The 19,449-nt window shown below is 65.8% G+C and carries 17 protein-coding genes, 1 tRNA gene and 1 other RNA gene; 11 read left to right on the forward strand and 8 right to left on the reverse strand.

Features of this window, described 5'->3' with window-relative positions:
* Positions 1–9: 9 nt before the first annotated feature.
* Positions 10–97: transfer RNA gene (locus tag CH295_RS11985), tRNA-Ser, on the reverse strand.
* A gap of 95 nt (positions 98–192) precedes the next feature.
* Here CH295_RS11985 and ffs point away from each other — a divergent pair.
* Positions 193–287: signal recognition particle sRNA small type (gene ffs / locus CH295_RS11990), an RNA gene on the forward strand.
* A 53-nt stretch (positions 288–340) separates the two neighbouring features.
* Positions 341–1,627 (forward strand): aspartate aminotransferase type Ic, encoded by a 1,287-nt coding sequence (locus CH295_RS11995; protein WP_094740820.1) that lies wholly within the window; start codon positions 341–343, stop codon positions 1,625–1,627.
* A gap of 60 nt (positions 1,628–1,687) precedes the next feature.
* Here CH295_RS11995 and CH295_RS12000 read toward each other — a convergent pair whose 3' ends face one another.
* The gene (locus CH295_RS12000; RefSeq protein ID WP_170945875.1) at positions 1,688–3,205 is read right to left on the reverse strand and encodes a DHA2 family efflux MFS transporter permease subunit; all 1,518 of its coding nucleotides are present in this window, start codon (positions 3,203–3,205) and stop codon (positions 1,688–1,690) included.
* Between the two features lie 105 nt (positions 3,206–3,310).
* On the opposite strand from CH295_RS12000, the gene CH295_RS12005 reads away from it, so the two are divergent.
* Both CH295_RS12005 and CH295_RS12010 read left to right on the forward strand, forming a co-directional pair.
* Positions 3,311–3,982: a TetR/AcrR family transcriptional regulator gene (locus CH295_RS12005; protein WP_094740821.1), complete on the forward strand. Its 672-nt coding sequence runs from the start codon at positions 3,311–3,313 to the stop codon at positions 3,980–3,982.
* Positions 3,983–4,105: 123 nt separating this feature from the next.
* Positions 4,106–5,401: a lipase family protein gene (locus CH295_RS12010; RefSeq protein WP_094740822.1), complete on the forward strand. Its 1,296-nt coding sequence runs from the start codon at positions 4,106–4,108 to the stop codon at positions 5,399–5,401.
* Positions 5,402–5,426: 25 nt separating this feature from the next.
* Here the strand turns inward: CH295_RS12010 and CH295_RS12015 are convergent, their stop codons facing one another.
* The gene (locus CH295_RS12015) at positions 5,427–5,756 is read right to left on the reverse strand and encodes a YnfA family protein (protein ID WP_037187749.1); all 330 of its coding nucleotides are present in this window, start codon (positions 5,754–5,756) and stop codon (positions 5,427–5,429) included.
* Positions 5,757–5,861: 105 nt separating this feature from the next.
* Between CH295_RS12015 and phoU the strand changes: the two genes are divergently transcribed.
* From phoU to CH295_RS12040, 5 genes are read left to right on the forward strand one after another with little or no spacing between them, the layout of a single operon-like run.
* Positions 5,862–6,515 (forward strand): phosphate signaling complex protein PhoU, encoded by a 654-nt coding sequence (phoU, locus tag CH295_RS12020; protein WP_037187751.1) that lies wholly within the window; start codon positions 5,862–5,864, stop codon positions 6,513–6,515.
* A gap of 37 nt (positions 6,516–6,552) precedes the next feature.
* A complete protein-coding gene (locus CH295_RS12025) occupies positions 6,553–7,356 on the forward strand; it encodes a transglutaminase-like domain-containing protein (protein ID WP_052047332.1) in 804 nt (267 codons plus the stop codon).
* Between the two features lie 34 nt (positions 7,357–7,390).
* On the forward strand, positions 7,391–7,966 hold the full coding sequence (locus tag CH295_RS12030; RefSeq protein WP_094740823.1) for an HhH-GPD-type base excision DNA repair protein: 576 nt from the start codon (positions 7,391–7,393) through the stop codon (positions 7,964–7,966).
* A gap of 51 nt (positions 7,967–8,017) precedes the next feature.
* Positions 8,018–10,411, forward strand: coding sequence for a helicase-associated domain-containing protein (locus CH295_RS12035; protein ID WP_094740824.1), 2,394 nt, complete (start codon positions 8,018–8,020; stop codon positions 10,409–10,411).
* A gap of 44 nt (positions 10,412–10,455) precedes the next feature.
* Positions 10,456–12,828 carry a DNA polymerase III subunit gamma and tau gene (locus CH295_RS12040; RefSeq protein WP_094740991.1) on the forward strand — a complete coding sequence of 791 codons (2,373 nt, stop codon included), beginning with the start codon at positions 10,456–10,458 and terminating at the stop codon, positions 12,826–12,828.
* Between the two features lie 12 nt (positions 12,829–12,840).
* On the opposite strand, the gene CH295_RS12045 is transcribed toward CH295_RS12040, so the two are convergent.
* Entirely contained in the window at positions 12,841–13,077 is a 237-nt protein-coding gene (locus tag CH295_RS12045) for a hypothetical protein (RefSeq protein WP_037187758.1), read from the reverse strand.
* A 232-nt stretch (positions 13,078–13,309) separates the two neighbouring features.
* Here CH295_RS12045 and CH295_RS12050 point away from each other — a divergent pair, with 232 nt between their 5' ends.
* Together CH295_RS12050 and CH295_RS12055 are read left to right on the forward strand one after the other, a co-directional pair.
* Entirely contained in the window at positions 13,310–14,521 is a 1,212-nt protein-coding gene (locus CH295_RS12050; protein WP_094635701.1) for an acetyl-CoA C-acetyltransferase, read from the forward strand.
* Positions 14,522–14,530: 9 nt separating this feature from the next.
* Positions 14,531–16,666, forward strand: a complete 2,136-nt coding sequence (locus CH295_RS12055) for a 3-hydroxyacyl-CoA dehydrogenase NAD-binding domain-containing protein (RefSeq protein WP_037187762.1) — start codon at positions 14,531–14,533, stop codon at positions 16,664–16,666.
* An 18-nt stretch (positions 16,667–16,684) separates the two neighbouring features.
* On the opposite strand, the gene CH295_RS12060 is transcribed toward CH295_RS12055, so the two are convergent.
* The 4 genes from CH295_RS12060 to mihF all read right to left on the reverse strand — a co-directional run bounded on the left by CH295_RS12060 (position 16,685) and on the right by mihF (position 19,417).
* Positions 16,685–17,347, reverse strand: coding sequence for a GntR family transcriptional regulator (locus CH295_RS12060; protein WP_052047333.1), 663 nt, complete (start codon positions 17,345–17,347; stop codon positions 16,685–16,687).
* A gap of 12 nt (positions 17,348–17,359) precedes the next feature.
* Positions 17,360–18,532, reverse strand: a complete 1,173-nt coding sequence (locus CH295_RS12065; protein ID WP_037187764.1) for a cation:proton antiporter — start codon at positions 18,530–18,532, stop codon at positions 17,360–17,362.
* Positions 18,533–18,551: 19 nt separating this feature from the next.
* Positions 18,552–19,034 carry a cation:proton antiporter regulatory subunit gene (locus CH295_RS12070; RefSeq protein WP_037187765.1) on the reverse strand — a complete coding sequence of 161 codons (483 nt, stop codon included), beginning with the start codon at positions 19,032–19,034 and terminating at the stop codon, positions 18,552–18,554.
* A gap of 68 nt (positions 19,035–19,102) precedes the next feature.
* The gene (gene mihF / locus CH295_RS12075) at positions 19,103–19,417 is read right to left on the reverse strand and encodes an integration host factor, actinobacterial type (protein WP_008712632.1); all 315 of its coding nucleotides are present in this window, start codon (positions 19,415–19,417) and stop codon (positions 19,103–19,105) included.
* Between the last annotated feature and the right edge of the window lie 32 nt (positions 19,418–19,449).

Here is a 19,449-nt window from a genome sequence, read left to right on the forward strand (position 1 = left end):
GGGCTTCTCTGGCGGAGGATAGGGGATTTGAACCCCTGAGGGCGTTAACCCAACCCGCGTTCCAGGCGAGCGCCATAGGCCACTAGGCGAATCCTCCGTGGGGGAGCTTACCCGGTTACCCCCACCATCTCCCAAATCGGGAGGCGCGAAGGGTGGTGATGCGTTGCCCGACGGGAGGCGGCTACACTTCCTAACGGATCCCGCGCGGCGCGCATCCTGTGAACTCCCCCAGGGCCGGAAGGCAGCAAGGGTCAATGGGCTCTGCCGGGTGCGCGGGGTCCCCTTTATTTCAGTGACATCAACACTGTCCGGGGAACCAGTCACCGAGAGGCCGCTCCGCATGTCAGCGCAAACCCAGTTGGGTCTGATGAACCATGAGGAGCTTGCCTCCGAGCACGAGCGGCAGAGCGCGAAGTACACGCAGCTCAAGACCGAGAAACTCGCACTCGACCTCACCCGTGGCAAGCCGTCACCCGAGCAGCTCGATCTCGCAGCCGACCTGCTGACGCTCCCGGGCGCGGATTTCAAGGACGGCAACGGCACCGATTGCCGCAACTACGGCGGCCTTGCCGGCCTGCCGGAACTGCGGGCCATCTTCGGTGAACTCCTCGGCATCCCGGTGAAGAATCTGCTGGCCGGCAACAACGCCAGCCTCGAAATCATGCAGGACCTCGTGGTCTGGGCGCTGCTGCACGGTTTGCCCGACTCGCCGCGAGCCTGGTCGGCCGAGCCGAACGTGCGCTTCCTGTGCCCGTCCCCCGGATACGACCGGCACTTCGCGATCACCGAGAGCTTCGGCATCGAGATGATCCCCGTTCCCGTGGGACCCGACGGCCCGGACGTGCACGAGATCGCCAACCTGGTGGCGTCGGATCCGCAGATCAAGGGCATGTGGGTGGTCCCGAACTACTCGAACCCCACCGGTGCCGTGTACTCGGAGGACGTGGTTCGCGCGCTGGCCACCATGCCCACTGCTGCACCCGATTTCCGTCTGTTCTGGGACAACGCCTACGCGGTGCATCCGCTGACCGAGGAATTCGCGCCGTCGTACGACGTCCTCGGCATGGCCGCCGAGGCCGGTTTCCCCAATCGTGCGTTCGTGTTCGCCTCGACGTCGAAGGTCACGTTCGCCGGTGCGGGCGTCAGCTTCTTCGGCAGCTCCGAGGAGAACCTCGCCTGGTATCAGAAGCACCTCGGCAAGAAGAGCATCGGCCCGGACAAGCTGAACCAGCTGCGGCACCTGCGTTTCTTCGGTGATGCCGAAGGTGTGCGGGCCCACATGGCCAAGCATCGAGAGATCCTGGCTCCCAAGTTCGCTCTGGTGCAGCAGATTCTCGAGGACCGGCTCGGTGCGTCGAAGATCGCGTCGTGGACCGAACCCAAGGGCGGTTACTTCATCAGCCTCGACGTGCTCGAGGGCACGGCTGCGCGGTCGATCGCGCTGGCCAAGGACGCCGGAATTGCTCTGACGGCCGCCGGTTCGGCCTTCCCGTACGGAAAAGATCCGGAAGACAAGAACATTCGCCTCGCCCCGAGCTTCCCCTCGCTCGGTGAGCTGGAGAAGTCGATGGACGGCGTCGCGACCTGCGTATTGCTGGCCGCGACCGAAAAGTTGCTCGAAGGCTGACGCACGTGAGCGGAACCTCGCAGCAGGCTACGAGGTTCCGCTCACATGCGGCGAAGCCGCTCAGTGTCCGACGACTACCGCACCTTCGGGAGCCGAAGGCAACGGTCCGTTCTTCAGAAGCGTGGCCGAGAGCACCGCGCCGAGCAGGAAGATTCCCGACGCCCACCAGAACGTGGTGGTGTAGCTGGCGATCTCCGCGTTGGCCTGCAGCAAGGCCGCATCGGTTGCCGTCGCCATGTTCGAGCTGACGTAGCTGGTCGCCGCATTGGCGGCCACGGTACTCAGCAGCGCGGTGCCGATCGAACCACCGACCTGCTGCATCGTGTTCACCGTCGCCGATGCGACGCCGGAGTCGTCCGGATCGACGCCCGAGATCGCGCCCTGCATGGCCGGGGCCATGGTGGCACCGAGGCCGAGGCCCATGATGACCAGGCCGGGCAGGATGTGCGTGACGTAGCTGCTGTCGACGTCGATCTGCGTCAGCAGTGCCATGCCGATGGACGCCACGACCAGGCCGGTCGTCATCAGGATGCGGGGTCCGAAGCGGGGGAGAACCAGCGCGGTCGACAGTGTCGCGGTGAGGATGAGCGACGCGATCATCGGCATGAACGCGAACCCGGTGGTGATGGGTGTGTACTTCAGCGTGTTCTGCAGGTAGTAGGTCAGGAACAGGAACACTGCGAACATGCCTGCGCCGGTGACGAATACGGCGAGGAACGACCCTGCGCGAGTCCGGTTCAGGACGATCCGCAGCGGCAGCAACGGATGCTCGACGCGCATCTGGATGGTCACGAACACCGCGAGCAGCACCACACCTGCGGCCAGGAATCCGAGGGTGACCGAGTTGCCCCAGCCGTCGGACTCGGCGTGAGCGAAGCCGTAGACGATGGAGAACAGTGCGGCCGAGACGGCGAGGGTGCCGGGGATGTCGAGCTTGGGCCGGACATCGACCTTGTGCTTGGCCAGGAACAGGAACCCGCCGACGAATGCGAGCGCGGCGAAGATCAGGTTGACGTACAGGCTCCAGCGCCAGTTGGCCCATTCGGTGAGCATGCCGCCGAGCAGCAGGCCGAGAGCGCCGCCGCCGCCGGCGATGGCACCGAAGATGCCGAATGCCTTGGCGCGTTCCTTGGTGTCGGTGAAGGTGGTGGCCAACAGGGACAGGGCCGCGGGGGCGAGCAGAGCGCCGAAGAGACCCTGACCGGCGCGAGCCGCGACCAGCATGCCGAAGTTGACGGCCGCGCCGCCCACTGCCGACATCAGCGCGAAGCCGACGAGCCCGATGAGGAAGGTGTTGCGTCGTCCGAAGAGGTCGCTCAGTCGTCCACCGAGCAGCAGCAGGCTGCCGAACGCGAGTGCGTACGAGGTGACGACCCAGGAGCGGTCGGCGTTGTCGAAGCCCAGGTCGAGCTGGGCGGCAGGGAGTGCGATGTTCACGATGGTCGCGTCGAGCACGACCATGAGCTGAGCCAGTCCGAGCGTCGCGAGAATCAGCCAACGATTCCGATGCGAACGTTCGTCGACCGGCGAGGTGGTCGACGTGGCGTCGCCCACGTTCTCCGATGAAAGGGTGGTCATAGTGTCCTCGGTTCGACTATGCGGAGGTGTACCCTCCGGTTGTAGAGCTAAGGTAGCAGCTAAGTGGAGGAATGTCCTCCGCTTATCGGGTGAAACGGACATCGAATGAGTGTGAGAGCGGACACAGCGGCATCGAAGCCGCTACGGGCAGATGCCGAGCGCAATCGACGACGCATCGTCGACGCGGCCCGTGAGCTGTTCGCCTCGCACGGCATCGACATCACGCTCGACGACGTCGCAGCGCACGCCAAGGTGGGCGTCGGCACCGTCTATCGACGCTTTTCGTGCAAAGAAGAGCTGATCGACGGCGTGTTCGAGCAGCGTCTCGAAGACATGCTCGCCACCGCACAGCGCGCGCTCGAGGCCCAGGATCCATGGGAGGGGCTGGTGCAGTTCCTGACCGATGTGTGTGAGGGAATGTCGGCGGACCGCGGTCTCGGTGACGTCGTCCTCGGGTCCGACGAGGGCTGCCGCGGTATTGCTCAGGTTCGCTCGCGCATCGATCCGTTCTTCGAGAAGATCGTCGATCGAGCACTGGCCTCCGGGCAGCTACGGCCGGACGTGGCGGTCAACGACTTCTATCCCGTGCTCGGCATGATCGGCTCGTGCGTCGAATTCTCCAGCGCCGTCGACGCCGCCAACTGGCGTCGCTACTTCACCGTGTTGCTCGACGGCTTGCGGGGTGACGGCGTCCCCCGATCGACTCTGCCCGGGCGTCCGTTCACCAGCGACGAGGTCGACGCGGCCAAGACGGCAATGCATCGCCGACGTCGCTGATCGTGAGGAGCCCGAACCAGCCCCTATGCGTTGTGTGGTGCATCACGTAAGGTGCGTCACGATAAGTGCTACACGGGGTAGCGCTCACTTGAAGACAAGTGATCGACGTTGGGGGTTTCCAGGGTGCGGTACAAGCGCGTGTTCGGTTCGGCCGTCGCAGTGGCGGCAGTGTTCATCGGGGTGACGGCACCGGCTGTGTCGGCTGCTCCGTCCACGGGTTCGACCGTCGAATCCGATTTCTACGTTCCACCGAGTCCGCTGCCCGCAGGCTCGCCTGGTGACGTGATTCGGTCGGAGCCGTCGAATCTCGCTCTGTCGGTTCCCGGAATCGGCGGTCCGCTGCCCGGCGCGGCAACGCGAATCATGTACCGCAGCACCGATTCCAACGACGCAGCCAATGCCGTCACGGGAACCTACATCGATCCTGCCGCGGAGTGGGCCGGGCCCGGCCCACGTCCGCTCGTCGTCCTCGCCCCGGGAACCCAGGGTCAGGGCGATCAGTGTGCGCCGTCGAAGATGCTCAACAACGTCATCACCTACACCCCGCCGCTCGGCTTCATGGTCGAGTACGAGGTGCTCGCGGCGTACTCCCTGCTCTCGCAGGGCTACGGCGTGGTCATCACCGATTACGAGGGTCTCGGTACACCGGGTGCGCACACCTACGTCAACCGCGCCTCGGAAGCTCACGCTGTGCTCGACGCGGCCCGCGCAGCGCAGAACCTGCAGGGCACGAAGATCTCCGCTGACGGCCCGGTGGCCGCGTACGGCTACTCCCAGGGTGGTGGCGCAGCCGCTGCCGCAGCGGAACTCGCCGATGAGTACGCACCCGAGATGAACCTCGTCGGCACCTACGCAGGCGCACCTCCCGCTGATCTGAAGGCGACCCTCGAGCAGGTCGACGGCACCATTCTGACCGGCGTCATCGGGTACACCCTCAACGGTCTGCTCAACTCCGACCCCGGCCTGCGGCCCATCATCGACGAGAACATCAACGACGCAGGCAAGGCCATGCTGAATCTGGTCGCGAATCAGTGTGTCGGAGAAACGATTCTGAACGTCGGGCTGCACCGCACCAACGAGTACACCAAGACCGGTGAGCCGTTGTCGGTGGTGCTGGACAGGCTGCCCGTCGCTCAGGAGATCCTGGCCAAGAACAAGATCGGCGAGCGGACGCCGAATGCGCCGGTGCTGATTCAGTCCGGTACGTCCGACGACATCGTTCCCCACGGACAGGCCGTCGGACTGGCCGGTGACTGGTGCGGCAAGGGTGCCACCGTGCAGCTGAGCGCCGCGCAGGTTCCGGCCATCGTGCCGGGTTCCGGTGCAGGACACCTGATTCCGGACCTCCTCGGACTCGGCGAGGCGCAGAACTGGATCAAGGACCGGTTCTACGGAGTGCCCGCGCCGTCCAACTGCTGATCTGTCGAAGTACGGCCCGCGCGAATCAGCGCGGGCCGTACATGATCACCGCGACACCGATCAGTGCGATCGACGCTCCGGTGATGTCCCACCGGTCGGGTCGAAAGCCGTCGAGCACCATCGCCCACACCAGAGATCCAGCGACGAACACTCCGCCGTACGCGGCGAGGATGCGACCGAAGTTCGCGTCGGGCTGGAGGGTGGCGACGAAGCCGTAGGCGCCGAGGGCGATCACGCCCGCTCCCGCCCAGAGCCACCCGCGATGCTCGCGGATTCCCTGCCACACCAGCCATGCCCCACCGATCTCGAACACGGCTGCCACCGCGAACAGCATGACCGACCTCACAATGTTCATGCGACAAAGGCTCCCACAGCAGCGACTCGGTGTAGAAGGATGCGATTGGGGGTACAGGCCTACAGGCCCCGCGTCGAGGGCCGATTCGGTAGGGGTGAGTGGTACATGCGGGACAGTTACACGGAGGCGCTGGACTCACTGGCGTCGAACCTGTCCGAAATGTCGAGAATTGCCGAAAAGGCGATGGTCGACGCCACCAGTGCGCTGCTGACCGCCGATATCGTGCTGGCCGAGCAGACCATCGAATATCGCGAGGAGATCGACGCACTCGCGGCCGACTGGGAACACGGAGCCTTCGGCTTCCTGGCCCTGCAGGCACCCGTTGCCCACGATCTACGACGCGTCGTCTCCGGAATCAACATCGTCGCCGATCTGCAGCGGATGGGCGGCCTCGCCGTCCACGTCGCAGAACTGGTCCGTCGTCGCCATCCCGCGCACGTACTGCCGCCCGAGGTCGAGGGTGTGTTCGAGCAGATGGGTCGAGTTGCCGTCGCGCAGGCCGAGGCAACGCAGCGCGTCCTGGAAACCCGAGACGCCGAACTCGCCGCCGACCTGCGAATCCAGGATCAGGAAATGGACGCGCTGCACCGCAGCCTGTTCATGCTGACCTCCGCACCCGACTGGCCGCACGGCGTCCCGGCCGCAGTGGACATCACGCTGCTCGGGCGCTTCTACGAGCGATACTCCGACCACACCGTCGAGGTCGCCAAACGAGTCATCTTCCTGGTGACCGGCGATCGCCTCACCGACGAGTCATAGTCTGCGCGAACGGCCCGAAGATGGCAGGATCGGCACGATGAAACGTGACGTCTCTGCGTACCTCGATGTCGACGTGACCGAGGCCAGCACCCTCGAGTTCCAGATCGCAATCGCTCCGCATCCAGGAACCGATGTGTGGGAAGCACTCTCGTTCACACTCGACGGTCAGCCGATCGAAGCGCAGGAGATCAGCGGTGCTCACGGCACCCGCATCCACAAGATCCACGCCGGAGTCGGCAAGCTCGAGGCGTCGTACTCGGCAACGATCTACGGCAACACCGAGCCTGCTCCGGTCTCCGATTACGACCTCTCGCTGTACCTGCGGCCCAGCCGATACTCCGAGGCAGACAAGTTCTTCGGCTTCGCGGCAACGGAATTCGGTTCCTACCCGCCGTCGGAGAAGCTGCTCGCCGAGGTCTCGTCCTGGGTCGGAGCGCGGCTGAGCTACGTACCGGGCAGCAGCGACCCCATCGACGGCGCGGTCGACACCCTCCTCGCCGGTGCCGGAGTGTGCCGCGACTACACCCACCTCGTGGTGGCACTGCTGCGCGCAGTCAACGTCCCCGCTCGCCTGGTCGCGGTGTACGCACCGGGCTGCGATCCGATGGACTTCCACGCTGTCGCCGAAGCATTCGTCGAAGGACAGTGGCGAGTGGTGGACGCGACGTGCCTCGCACCGCGATCGACCCTGGTGCGCATCGCCACCGGACGCGACGCAGCCGACACCGCCTTCCTCGACAACCACGGCGGATCGATCATCCTCAACAGCGCCGTCGTCGGTGCCGTCGTCGACGGCCCGCTGCCCTTCGACGACATCACTCAACTGGTGTCGATCACCTGACGCCTCGGCCCGCCGGCGTGGCAGGATCGATGCCATGTCTCGCACACTCCACCTCGCAGGCGATCCTGAGGCCGATGCACTGCTCGCCGAGGATCCCTTCGCATTGTTGATCGGCATGCTGCTCGATCAGCAGGTACCGATGGAATCGGCGTTCGCAGGACCGAAGAAGCTCGTGGACCGTCTCGGTGACCTGAAAGTCGACACCGTCGCCGACGCCGATCCGGAGGAATTCGCGGCCCTGTGCGCGCAGACCCCGGCCGTCCATCGGTTCCCCGGTTCGATGGCCAAGCGCATCCAGGGGCTCGCGGCGTTCCTGGTCGAGAACTACGACGGGAAGCCGCAGGAGATCTGGACCCGCGACGATCCCGACGGTGCCGAAGTGCTCAAGCGTCTCAAAGCGCTCCCCGGCTACGGCGATCAGAAGGCCCGCATTTTTCTCGCACTGCTCGGCAAGCAGATGGGCGTCACGCCCGACGGGTGGCGCAAGGCCGCCGGAGCGTACGGCGACGACGGTGCGCGTCGATCCATCGCCGACGTGGTGGACGAGAAATCGCTGCTCGAGGTTCGCGAGTTCAAGAAGGCAGCGAAAGCCGCAGCCAAGAACAAGTAAGTCTGTCGGTGCCCGTCGATACAGTGACCAGAACTTTCACCGGGGGGCGAGATGACCGAGAGTATCGGGACCTACGAGGGCTGGCTGGCGTCTCTCGACGAGGACGCACTGACCGATCTGCTGCACCGTCGGCCGGACGTGGCCACCGACCCGCCACCGCGCTCGTTCGGCTTGCTCGCGCAGTTGCTCGGTGCACCGTCTCGGGTGTCGATGCTGCCGCGTCGACTCGACAGTGGCGCGCTCGCTCTCCTCGAATTGTTCGCGCTCATGGGCGATCTGAGCCGCGCCGAGATTGGGCACTGGGCCAGTGAGGGCCCGATCAACGAGACACCGCACATCGATGCCGCTCTCGCCACACTGACGGCCTACGGGTTGATCTGGCCGCACTCCTCACCCGGCGCAGGCACCGTCGAGTATTCGGCCATCGATCTGTCCGGGGTGTTCTCGCATCCGTTCGGACTTGCACGCAGGCAGCGAAAGCTGTTCCTGCACTGCGCCGTCGAGCAGGACCGGCTGGCTGTGCTGTCGATCCTCGGTATCGACCCGACGCTCGAGCGAGGGGCGCGCGCCGACTCCGTTGCAACTGCGATGACGCCCGAACGCATCAGGGCGCTGTTCGACGGCGGGTCGGAGGAGATGCGAGCGATGTTGTCTCGCTTCGTCGATGGCAAGCCGGTGTCACTGATCTTCGACATTCCATCGAGCGCGGGGACCCCTGCCTTCGAGCGTGGATTGTTGTATCGACTCGACGGGCACCGTGTCGAGATGCCGCTGGAGGTGAGCATCGCCCTGCGAGGGGTCGGGTGGCGTCTGCCCATCGAACTCGCGCCGCCGACCTTCGACACTCGCGTGCTCTCGCACGACGACGTGCGGCGCACTCGTTCCATCGCGCTGCTGCAGTTCTGCGAACACACGCAGGCGTTGCTGACAGCCGTCGACGCCGACGGCCTGACGACGATGAAGACCGGTGGCATCAGTGCCAAGGAGCTCCGGTCTCTGACGAGCAGGCTGGGATTCGCCGACGAACACGACACCGCGTTGATGCTGATGCTGGCACGCGAAGCCGGGCTGCTGGCCGAACGCGGAAAGACCGGCGTCGCGTTGACTGCGGCCTACGAGACGTGGTCGACGAGCACCCGAACCGAACAGGCGGCCACGCTGGTGACCGCGTGGTGGAGTTCGCCTTTCACTCCCACTCACCGAGTGCCCCGTGCGTCGCAGAAGACGGTTCCGGTGCTCAAGAAGATGCTCGACGACCCCGCGGCAGCGGACCTGCGCGCGACGGCGCTGACAGCTCTGCTCCGATACGAGGACGCCGACTCACCGGTGACGGTTCTGCACGATTCGGAGGACTTCGACCGGTACCTGGACTGGCACATCCCGGTCGTCTCGACGAGCGCCGGGCCCGGTCACGTGCACGCGCTGTGGCGGGAGGCCGGTCGACTCGGGATACTGGCCGACGGTGCGCCGACCGATCTGTGCCGCACGCTCACCGAGTTCCCTGCGGGTCGAGACGGTGACCCTCACGAAATCCGTGCGGCTCTGGCCGCACAGTTGCAGGACATGGCCGAGTGGGTTCCGTTCTCCGTTCGGCTGCTGCCCGATTCCACGGCGGTGGTGACCGGGCCACCGAGCACCGAAGTGGCGTCGATACTCGGCGCGGCCGCACAGCCCGAGTCGAGGGACGTCGCATCGGTCTGGCGGTTCACCCCGGCGACCATCCGGGGTTTCTTCGACACCGGCGGCACCGGCGAGGAGTTGATCGATGCCTTGACCGCGATGGCCGACACCGACCTGCCGCAGGCTCTGAGCTACACGATCCGGGACTGCTGGCGCACCTACGGCGCACTGGCCGTACGCAGGATTCCCTGCGCCATCGTTTCCAAGGACGTCGTCCTGCTGACGAACATCGAGACCGACGAGTCCCTGGCCGTGCTGCAGTTCCAGCGCCTCGCGCCCACCGTGCTCGTCAGTTCGGCCACGCCGATCGACACCATCGCCGTGCTCCGCAGAAACGGATACTCCCCGGTGCGGCACTCCGACACCGGGCAACTCCAACTCGACAGCGCACCTCGGGTCCGCGCGGGAGACAACCGGCCGACGCATCGTGCCGTCCACCCGGCACGGCATCGACGCGAACCACGCGAACTCGCGCGGCTCCTGCTGGCCGGTGGCAGCGGAACCGTCGATGAGGCACGAGTGCGGTCTGCACTGGATTCCCACAGCCGGCTGCTGCCCCGTGAGCTGGATCTGCTGACCGACGCCGCAGCGCGCGGCACACCCGTCTCCATCGACTACCAGAACTCGAGGGGAGCCATCGTGCGGCACGCGATCTCGGATGCGCTGCAGGACGGCCACTGGCTGTATGCGCTCTCGGAATCGACCGGCGGCCGCGAGAGCTTCGCCATCATGAACATCAGAGCGGTGTCCACCGGCCCACAATGACCGGCGATGCAACTGTGTCCGTGGTCGCCGGTACCCTTTCGGGCGTGGCCCTCTACCGGAAGTACCGTCCTGCGACGTTCGCCGAGGTCGTCGGTCAGGAGCACGTCACCGAGCCGATCAGCGTGGCGTTGGACAGCAACAGAATCAACCACGCCTACCTCTTCTCCGGGCCGCGCGGCTGCGGAAAGACCTCCTCGGCGCGCATCCTCGCCCGATCGCTGAACTGCGCCGAAGGTCCGACATCGACGCCCTGCGGCGTGTGCAACTCCTGCGTCGCCCTCGCGCCGGGCGGACCGGGCAACTTCGACGTCGTCGAGATGGACGCGGCCAGCCACGGTGGCGTCGACGATGCCCGTGATCTGCGAGACAAGGCCGTGTACGCCCCGGCCGAATCGCGCTACGTCATCTTCATCATCGACGAGGCACACATGGTGACCCCGGCAGGCTTCAACGCGCTGCTCAAGGTCGTCGAAGAACCACCCGAGCACCTGGTCTTCATCTTCGCGACCACCGAGCCCGAGAAGGTGCTCCCCACCATCCGCTCGCGTACCCACCACTACCCGTTCCGGCTGCTCGCGCCGTCGACGATGCGCGTTCTGCTGGAGAAGATCTGTGGCCAGGAACAGGTCCCGGTCGAGGATGCGGTCTACCCGTTGGTCATCCGCGCAGGCGGCGGTTCGCCCCGTGACTCGCTCAGCGTCATGGATCAGCTCCTGGCCGGAGCCGGGCCCGAGGGCGTCACGTACCCGCGGGCACTGTCACTCCTCGGCGTCACCGACGTCGCACTGATCGACGAGGCCGTCGACGCATTGGCCGCCGGCGACGGCGGCGCACTGTTCGGCACCGTCGACAAGGTGATGGACGCGGGCCACGACCCGCGTCGCTTCGCCATCGACCTCCTCGATCGCATGCGAGACCTGATCCTGATGAAGGCCGTGCCCGACGCCGGAGAACGCGGTCTGGTCGACGTGCCGGGCGACGTACTCGAGCGACTGCGTGACGAGGCCGATCTGTTGGGTTCGGCGACGCTGACTCGCTACGCCGAGATCGTGCACTCCGGACTCGGCGAGATGCGCGGTGCCACGGCCCCGCGTCTACTGCTCGAAGTGATGTGCGCCCGCATGCTGCTGCCCTCGGCCTCCGATGCGGAGTCCGCGGTGCTGCAACGACTCGAACGCGTCGAACGTCGCTTGGACGTCACCCTTCCGGCGGGGGAGCAAGCAGCCGTCGCGCAGGCAGCCGCGGATCCGACGCGACCGCAGCTGCAACCCACCGAGGAACCCGCACCCTCGGGTCCGGCACCGGTGAGCAAGTTCCAGCGACCGTCGCAGCGCCCGCCGGCCGCAGAGCCGGCAGCGCCCGCTCCCGTGGTGCCCGCACCGGCGCCAGCTCCCGTAGCGCCCGCACCCGCTGCCTCTATTCCGGCACCCGAACCGGCGCCCGCTCCAACACCCGAACCGGCGCCCGCTCCAACACCCGAACCGGCGCCCGCTCCAACACCCGAGCCGGCCCCGACACCCGAACCGGCCCCGGAACCCGAGCCGACTCCGACCCCGGAGCCTGAGCCGACTCCGGTCCCGGAACCCGAGCCCGTCCCGACACCCGAGCCGACCCCAGAACCTGAACCGGCACCCGAGCCGACTCCGGAACCTGTTTCTGCACAACAGGACTCGGTTCCCGCCGCCTCGGTGCCGCACGAGGATTTTCCGCCGGAGCCCGAGGACGATTACGGTCCCGAACCGGATCCCGTGTTCGAGTCGGAACCGGAACCCGTGGCGGCCCCTGCAGCCGCGTCGAGCGAGCCCGATGCAGCTGCGGTTCGCGCGGTGTGGTCCGAGGTGCGCACGAAGGTACGAGACCGCAGCCGGACCGTCGAGGTGATGCTCTCCGGTGCCTCGGTGCGCACCGTCGAGAACGGCACCATCACGCTCGGCCACGACTCGGCACCGTTGGCCAAGCGGCTGGAGGAACCCCGCAACGCCGACGTCATTCGCGACGCTCTGCGTGACGTCTTCGGTGTCGAATGGTCGGTGGTGTGTCTGGTCGGTGCCGCGGCACCACCGGAACAGTCATCAGCAAAAAAAGATGAACCGGCAGCGAAACCCGCGTCGCTGCCGAAGTTCTCGAGGCCGAGCCAGGCAGGGGCTCCCCGTCCCACGTCGGACGGGTTCGGATCAGCGGGCGACGGATCCTCGGCTGGCATCGGGGCGGACGACATTCCGATGCCGGAAGCGCCGGACTACCCCGACGAGCCCGAGCCGATAGGCCCACCGCCACCGGAGACCCCGGAGGACGAGGAAGAGCTGCTTAAGGCCGCGGCCGAGCCTGCCGATCCGACGGTGCGCCGCGACCCGGAAACCGTCGCGATGGAGCTGTTGGTCAGCGAGCTGGGAGCGGTACCGCTCAAAGAGATCTGATCGACGGGCGTGTCAGCCGACGGTGAGATCCTCGTTGTCGGCGAACACCAAGCGGCCACTGTCGAGTGCCACGGCCCAACGCCGTGCCACCGCCCAGTCCCGTGAGGTGGTGTCGGGTGTCTGAACACCGAAGTCCTCGACGATGGCTCCGGTTTCGTAGGCGTCCTGACCGGCCTCGTCGTCGGTGCCGGTGGAGTGAATGCGTACTTTGACGCGAGCGCCCACGGTCAGTTCGTCGTCGGTTTCCATGGAGGTCTTCTTCCGCGTTCGGTAGATCTGATCTATCGGGGTGTCCCGAGCCGACGTCGTTCAAACCTCAACAGTCGGATCGGTCATGGAGGACGCTCGTTTCGGTCCTTATATCGGATCCACCCGCGGCCCTACTGTGGCATGAGCTGAGGTCTGTCATGGCCTCGCACCGATGCGGCCGGCCGCGACGGCGACCGCGAGAAGATCGAGTATCTGGAAGGAACTGCGCGCTGTGACTACAGAGGCATTCATTTATGAAGCCATCAGGACTCCCCGAGGCAAGGGAAAGAACGGCTCCCTGCACTCGGTGAAGCCGATTTCCCTGGTGACCGGCCTGATCGACGAGCTTCGTCGACGTTTCCCCGACATGGACGAGAACCGGATCTCCGATCTCATCCTCGGAGTGGTCTCACCTGTCGGAGATCAGGGTGCCGATATCGCGCGCACGGCAGTGCTCGCAGCGAAGATGCCCGACACCGTCGGCGGATTCCAGCTCAACCGCTTCTGCGCGTCCGGTCTCGAAGCCGTCAACCTGGCTGCGCAGAAGGTGCGCTCGGGTTGGGACGAGCTCGTCGTCGCCGGTGGCGTCGAGTCGATGTCGCGCGTGCCGATGGGCAGTGACGGCGGCGCGTGGGCAATGGACCCCGTCACCAACTACGACACCTACTTCGCCCCGCAGGGCATCGGTGCCGATCTCATCGCGACGATCGAGGGGTTCAGCCGCGAAGACGTCGACGCCTATGCCGTGCAGTCCCAGGAGCGCGCCGCAGCGGCGTGGTCCGGTGGCTACTTCGCCAAGTCCGTCGTTCCGGTGACGGATCAGAACGGCCTCCTCATCCTCGATCAGGACGAGCACATGCGTCCGGGCAGCACCGTCGAATCGCTCGGCAAGCTGAACCCGGCCTTCACCGGCATCGCCGCCATGGGCGGGTTCGACGACGTCGCGCTGCAGAAGTACCACTGGGTCGAGAAGATCGATCACGTGCACACCGGCGGCAACAGCTCCGGCATCGTCGACGGCGCAGCACTCGTCCTCGTCGGCAGCGAGCAGGCCGGTAAGGACCTCAACATGGTGCCGAGGGCGCGCATCGTCGCGACGGCCACCAGTGGTGCCGATACGACCATCATGCTGACCGGGCCCACCCCGGCGTCGAAGAAGGTTCTCGCGACCGCGGGCCTGACCGTCGACGACATCGATCTCTTCGAGCTCAACGAGGCATTCGCTTCCGTCGTGCTGCGTTTCCAGAAGGATCTGAACATCCCGAACGAGAAGCTCAACGTCAACGGTGGTGCCATCGCCATGGGCCACCCGTTGGGAGCAACCGGAGCGATGATCACCGGCACCGTGCTCGACGAGCTCGAGCGCCGCGGCGGTCGATACGCGTTGATCACCCTGTGCATCGGCGGCGGCATGGGCGTCGCCACCATCATCGAGCGAGTCTGAGGTATTACGATGTCTGACAACATGATTCAGTGGGACCAGGACGCCGACGGTATCGTCGTTCTGACGATGGACGACCCCAACCAGGGCGCCAACACGATGAACCAGCTGTACAAGGATTCGATGGGAGCGACCGTCGACCGCCTCGAGGCCGAGGTCGACTCCATCACCGGCGTCGTGCTCACCTCCGCCAAGAAGACGTTCTTCGCAGGCGGCGATCTGCACACCCTCATCGCCGCTCAGCCCGAGGACGCCCAGCGGGTGTTCGACGAGGTCCAGGAAGTCAAGAGCCAGCTGCGTCGCATCGAGAAGCTCGGCAAGCCCGTCGTGTCCGCCATCAACGGCGCTGCACTCGGCGGCGGACTCGAGATCGCCCTCGCGACGCATCACCGCATCGCGGCCGACGTTCCCGGTGTCCAGATCGGTCTGCCCGAGGTCTCGCTGGGACTGCTGCCCGGTGGCGGTGGCGTTGCCCGCATCACGCGACTCCTCGGCATCCAGACCGGCTTCATGACCGTCCTCGCCCAGGGCACCCGGTTCCGTCCGGCAAAGGCTCTCGAAATCGGTCTCATTCACGAATTGGTCGGCAGCATCGACGAATTGGTGCCCACCGCCAAGGCCTGGATCAAGGCCAACCCCGAGGGTGGCGTCGCACCGTGGGACGTCAAGGGCTACAAGATCCCCGGCGGCACGCCGTCGAATCCGAAGCTCGCACAGATTCTGCCTGCATTCCCGTCCAACCTGCGCAAGCAGATCAAGGGCGCACCGATGCCGGCTCCGCGTGCGATTCTCGCCGCCGCCGTCGAAGGTGCGCAGGTCGATTTCGACAACGCGTGCACCATCGAGTCGCGTTACTTCACCGAGTTGGTCACCGGTCTGGTGTCCAAGAACATGATTCAGGCGTTCTTCTTCGACCTGCAGGCGATCAACGCAGGCAAGTCCCGTCCCGACGGCATCGAGAAGACCACCTTCACCAAGGTCGCGGTTCTCGGCGCAGGCATGATGGGCGCAGGCATCGCGTACGTGTGCGCCAAGGCCGGAATAGACGTGGTGCTCAAGGACGTTGCCCTCGAGTCGGCGCAGAAGGGCAAGGCCTACTCCGAGGCCATCGAGGCCAAGGCACTCTCGCGTGGCAAGACCACACAGGAGAAGTCCGACGCTCTGCTCGCGCGTATCCACCCGACGGCCGATGCCAAGGACGTCGAGGGCGCCGACCTCGTCATCGAGGCCGTGTTCGAGTCGGAAGAGTTGAAGCAGAAGGTCTTCCAGGAGATCGAGGACCTCGTCGATCCGACGGCGCTGCTCGGTTCCAACACCTCGACGCTGCCCATCACGAGCCTCGCTCAGGGCATCAAGCGTCAGGAAGACTTCATCGGAATCCACTTCTTCTCCCCTGTGGACAAGATGCCGCTGGTGGAGATCATTCGTGGCGAGAAGACGTCGGATGCGGCCTTGGCCAAGGCATTCGACCTGGTTCAGCTCATCAAGAAGACCCCGATCGTCGTCAACGACAGTCGCGGCTTCTTCACCTCGCGGGTCATCGGCACGTTCATCAACGAGGCCATCGCGATGCTGGGCGAGGGCGTCGAGCCGTCGACCATCGAGCAGGCAGGTCTGCAGGCCGGCTACCCGGCTGCGCCGCTGCAGCTCTCGGACGAGCTCACGCTCAACCTGATGCAGAAGATCCGCAAGGAGACCTACGACGCGCTCATCGCCGCGGGTCAGACTCCTCCCGAGGATCCGGCCGGTGCAGTCATCGACAAGATGGTCGACGAGTTCGAGCGTCCGTCGAAGGCCAAGGGTGCGGGCTTCTACGAGTACGAGGACGGCAAGCGCACCGGACTGTGGCCCGGACTGCGTGATGCGTTCAAGTCGGGTTCGGCGGACATCCCGTTCGAGGACCTCAAGGAACGCATGCTGTTCATCGAGGCCATCGAGACGCAGAAGTGCTTCGACGAGGGTGTGCTGAACACCACCGCCGACGCCAACATCGGCTCGATCTTCGGCATCGGCTTCCCAGCCTGGACCGGAGGCGTGCACCAGTACGTCGTCGGCTACCCGGGAGGTCAGGCCGGATTCGTCACTCGTGCAGACGAATTGGCGAAGAAGTACGGCGATCGCTTCCAGGTTCCCGCCTCACTGCGCTAGCACCACTGCCGAAGGCACCTACCCGCGGTGCGCGATCAACCTCTCGGCGCCGTCTGTGAATTGTTGCTTCATCAATTCGCAGGCGGCGTCGATGTCGTTTCGAACGAGTGCCTCGATGAGTTCCTCGTGGTTGCGCACTGCCGCGCGGCCCCATTCGCGGTCGGTGGCATAGAGGCGAGTGGGTGTGTAGCGGGTGGCATTGTTGAGAAACCACGCCAGTTTCGCGGATTCGGCGAGTCGGTTGAGGACTCGGTGAAACTCGAATTCGCAGTTCTCGACGTCCTCCGGCCTACCGTTCTCGACCGCGATCGACAGCGCAGCGGTGAGTTCGGCGAGCCGGTCGAGCTCGGTCTCGGTGATCTTCGGCGCGGCGCGGCGAACCAGCTCGACGGCGATGCGCCCCTGCAGCCAGAAGATGTCGACGATGTCGTTGGGAGTCAGCGGCGAGACCTTGTATCCGCGATGCGGGACGAGTTCGACGATGCCCTCACCCCGCAGCGTCAGCAGTGCCTCGCGTACCGGAGTGACGCTCACCCCGAGTTCGGCGGCGGTCTCGTCGAGTCGGATGAAGTCGCCCGGGCTCACTTCGCCGGACATGACGAGGTGCCGGACGTGGTTGGCCACCTCCTCCGACAGCTGCGGCCGTCGGCGCAGAACCGATGCTCGACGCTTGTCCACCATGGGGAAAGCCAATCACACCGTGGGCTTGGTACGAAGCACGACCTTCGCGACGGGTTCGACGACGCGGGCGGCAATCGGTCCGAGGATGGCCATCAACAGCACGTAGGCCGTCGCCAGAGCGGTCAGCTCGCCCTCGACGGCTCCGGCGGCCACAGCCAGCCCGGCGATGACGATGGAGAACTCACCGCGCGCCACCAGCGCGGCACCGGCACGCAGCCGTCCCGGACGACCGATTCCCTGACGGCCCGCCGCCCACCAGCCCGTCGCGATCTTCGTGGCGGCCGTGGTCACCGCGAGCACGACGGCCCAGCCCAGAACGGGTGGGATCGTCGCGGGATCGGTGGCGAGCCCGAACACCACGAAGAACATGGCTGCGAACAGGTCGCGTAGCGGTTCGAGGACGCGGGTGGCGTTGTCGGCCGTCGACCCGGAGATAGCGATGCCGAGCAGGAACGCGCCGACGGCGGCCGAGACCTGCAGTTCCGACGCGATGCCGGCCACCAGCAGGGCCGACCCGAGGACTTTGAGCAGCACGACCTCGCGGTCGGGACTGTCGACGATCGCGGAGACCAATCTGCCGTACCGGAGCGCGACGACGAGCACGAACGTGATGACCAGCAGTGAGATACCCAGGGCTTCGAGTCCGCCGAGGAAGCTCACTCCGCTCAGTACCGCGGTGAGAATGGGCAGGTAGACGGCCATCGCGAGGTCCTCGAACACCAGGATGGACAGCACGACGGGCGTTTCACGGTTGCCGAGCCGGCCCAGATCGGTGAGGACCTTGGCGATGATCCCCGAGGACGAGATGTAGGTGACACCGCCCATCACCAGGGCTCCGATTCCGCCCCAGCCGAGCAGCAGTGCGACGGCAGCACCAGGAGCGAAGTTCAGGACGATGTCGACCAGTCCGGCCATCCACGATCGGCGCAGTCCGGTGACGAGTTCGGTGGCGGTGTATTCGAGTCCGAGGAGAAGCAGCAGCAGGATGACGCCGATCTCGCTGGCTATTTCGCTGAACTCGTCGATGCCACCGAGGGTGACGATGCCGCCGTTGCCGAAGGCGAGGCCACCGAGCAGATAGAACGGGATGGGGGAGACGCCGATTCGACCGGCGAGCCGAGCGAGCAGACCGAGAACGAAGAACACTGCGCCCAGCTCGGTGAGGGCGAGCGCGCTCTCGGCCATCGCTCAGCCCCGACTGGTCTCAGGCATGGCCGAGCAACTTGGCCGCTGCGTCGAGTCCCTCTGCGGTGCCGACGGCGACCAGCAGGTCACCTGCGGCGAGCGTGAAATCGGGGGTGGGTGACGGTTGTACCTGACCGGCGCGCATGACAGCGACGATCGATACTCCGGTCTTGGTGCGCATCGCGGTGTCGCCGAGTGTGCGGCTGACGAACCGGGAATTGGCGCGAATGGGGAGTTGGCGGGTGTTGATTCCGGGGAGGTCGCGATGCTCTTCCCCGAGCTGAGCGATGAGTTGCGGCGACCCGAGCAGATTGCCCAGGGCCGCCGCTTCCTCATTGCTCAGCGTGATCGATGCCTGCGTGGCATCGGGGTCGTCCTTGCGCGAGACGATCAGCTCGTTCGCGCCGTCCTTGCGGGTGATGACGCCTATGCGGCGCCCGGAAGCGAGGGCGAAATCCTTCCGCACCCCGATCCCGGGCAGCAGGGTCACTTCGACGTTCATGGCCGAAATGCTAGCCCTGCAGGCAGCGCATTATCGCAGGATCGGGCGTGGAGCCCGACCCATCTCGATCAGGATGCGACGGCAGCCAGGAGGGCTTCGCGCTGGTTTGCACCGAGGCCACCGATACGGCGGGTATCGGCGATGGACAGCTGCTCGAGCAGCTGTGCGGCGCGCACGGAACCAACACCCGGCAGGGCCTTGATCAGGGCGGACACCTTGGTCTTCTTGACGATCTCGTCGTTCTCCGCCTTGGCGAGAACGTCAGCGACGCTGAGTTCGCCGGACTTGACGGATGCGAGCAGCTTCGACCGCGCAGTGCGTGCCTCGGCCGCCTTGGCCAGCGCCGCGGTGCGCTGTTCCGGTGTCAATACTGGTAAAGCCATGGCCTGTTCTCCTCGATTGTGGTGACCCGTCG

The sequence above is a fragment of the Rhodococcus sp. 14-2483-1-2 genome (genome assembly GCF_002259405.1).
Classification (GTDB): Bacteria; Actinomycetota; Actinomycetes; order Mycobacteriales; family Mycobacteriaceae; genus Rhodococcoides.

Bases quoted from the DNA above. Each gene is read 5' to 3' on its own strand.
- phoU (WP_037187751.1), top strand. From the start codon at position 5,862: ATGCGGGACAGTTACACGGAGGCGCTGGACTCACTGGCGTCGAACCTG.
- CH295_RS12005 (WP_094740821.1), top strand. From the start codon at position 3,311: ATGAGTGTGAGAGCGGACACAGCGGCATCGAAGCCGCTACGGGCAGAT.
- CH295_RS12000 (WP_170945875.1), bottom strand. From the start codon at position 3,205: ATGACCACCCTTTCATCGGAGAACGTGGGCGACGCCACGTCGACCACC.
- CH295_RS12030 (WP_094740823.1), top strand. From the start codon at position 7,391: ATGTCTCGCACACTCCACCTCGCAGGCGATCCTGAGGCCGATGCACTG.
- CH295_RS11995 (WP_094740820.1), top strand. From the start codon at position 341: ATGTCAGCGCAAACCCAGTTGGGTCTGATGAACCATGAGGAGCTTGCC.
- mihF (WP_008712632.1), bottom strand. From the start codon at position 19,417: ATGGCTTTACCAGTATTGACACCGGAACAGCGCACCGCGGCGCTGGCC.
- CH295_RS12070 (WP_037187765.1), bottom strand. From the start codon at position 19,034: ATGAACGTCGAAGTGACCCTGCTGCCCGGGATCGGGGTGCGGAAGGAT.
- CH295_RS12045 (WP_037187758.1), bottom strand. From the start codon at position 13,077: ATGGAAACCGACGACGAACTGACCGTGGGCGCTCGCGTCAAAGTACGC.
- CH295_RS12055 (WP_037187762.1), top strand. From the start codon at position 14,531: ATGTCTGACAACATGATTCAGTGGGACCAGGACGCCGACGGTATCGTC.
- CH295_RS12015 (WP_037187749.1), bottom strand. From the start codon at position 5,756: ATGAACATTGTGAGGTCGGTCATGCTGTTCGCGGTGGCAGCCGTGTTC.
- CH295_RS12035 (WP_094740824.1), top strand. From the start codon at position 8,018: ATGACCGAGAGTATCGGGACCTACGAGGGCTGGCTGGCGTCTCTCGAC.
- CH295_RS12025 (WP_052047332.1), top strand. From the start codon at position 6,553: ATGAAACGTGACGTCTCTGCGTACCTCGATGTCGACGTGACCGAGGCC.
- CH295_RS12065 (WP_037187764.1), bottom strand. From the start codon at position 18,532: ATGGCCGAGAGCGCGCTCGCCCTCACCGAGCTGGGCGCAGTGTTCTTC.
- CH295_RS12060 (WP_052047333.1), bottom strand. From the start codon at position 17,347: ATGGTGGACAAGCGTCGAGCATCGGTTCTGCGCCGACGGCCGCAGCTG.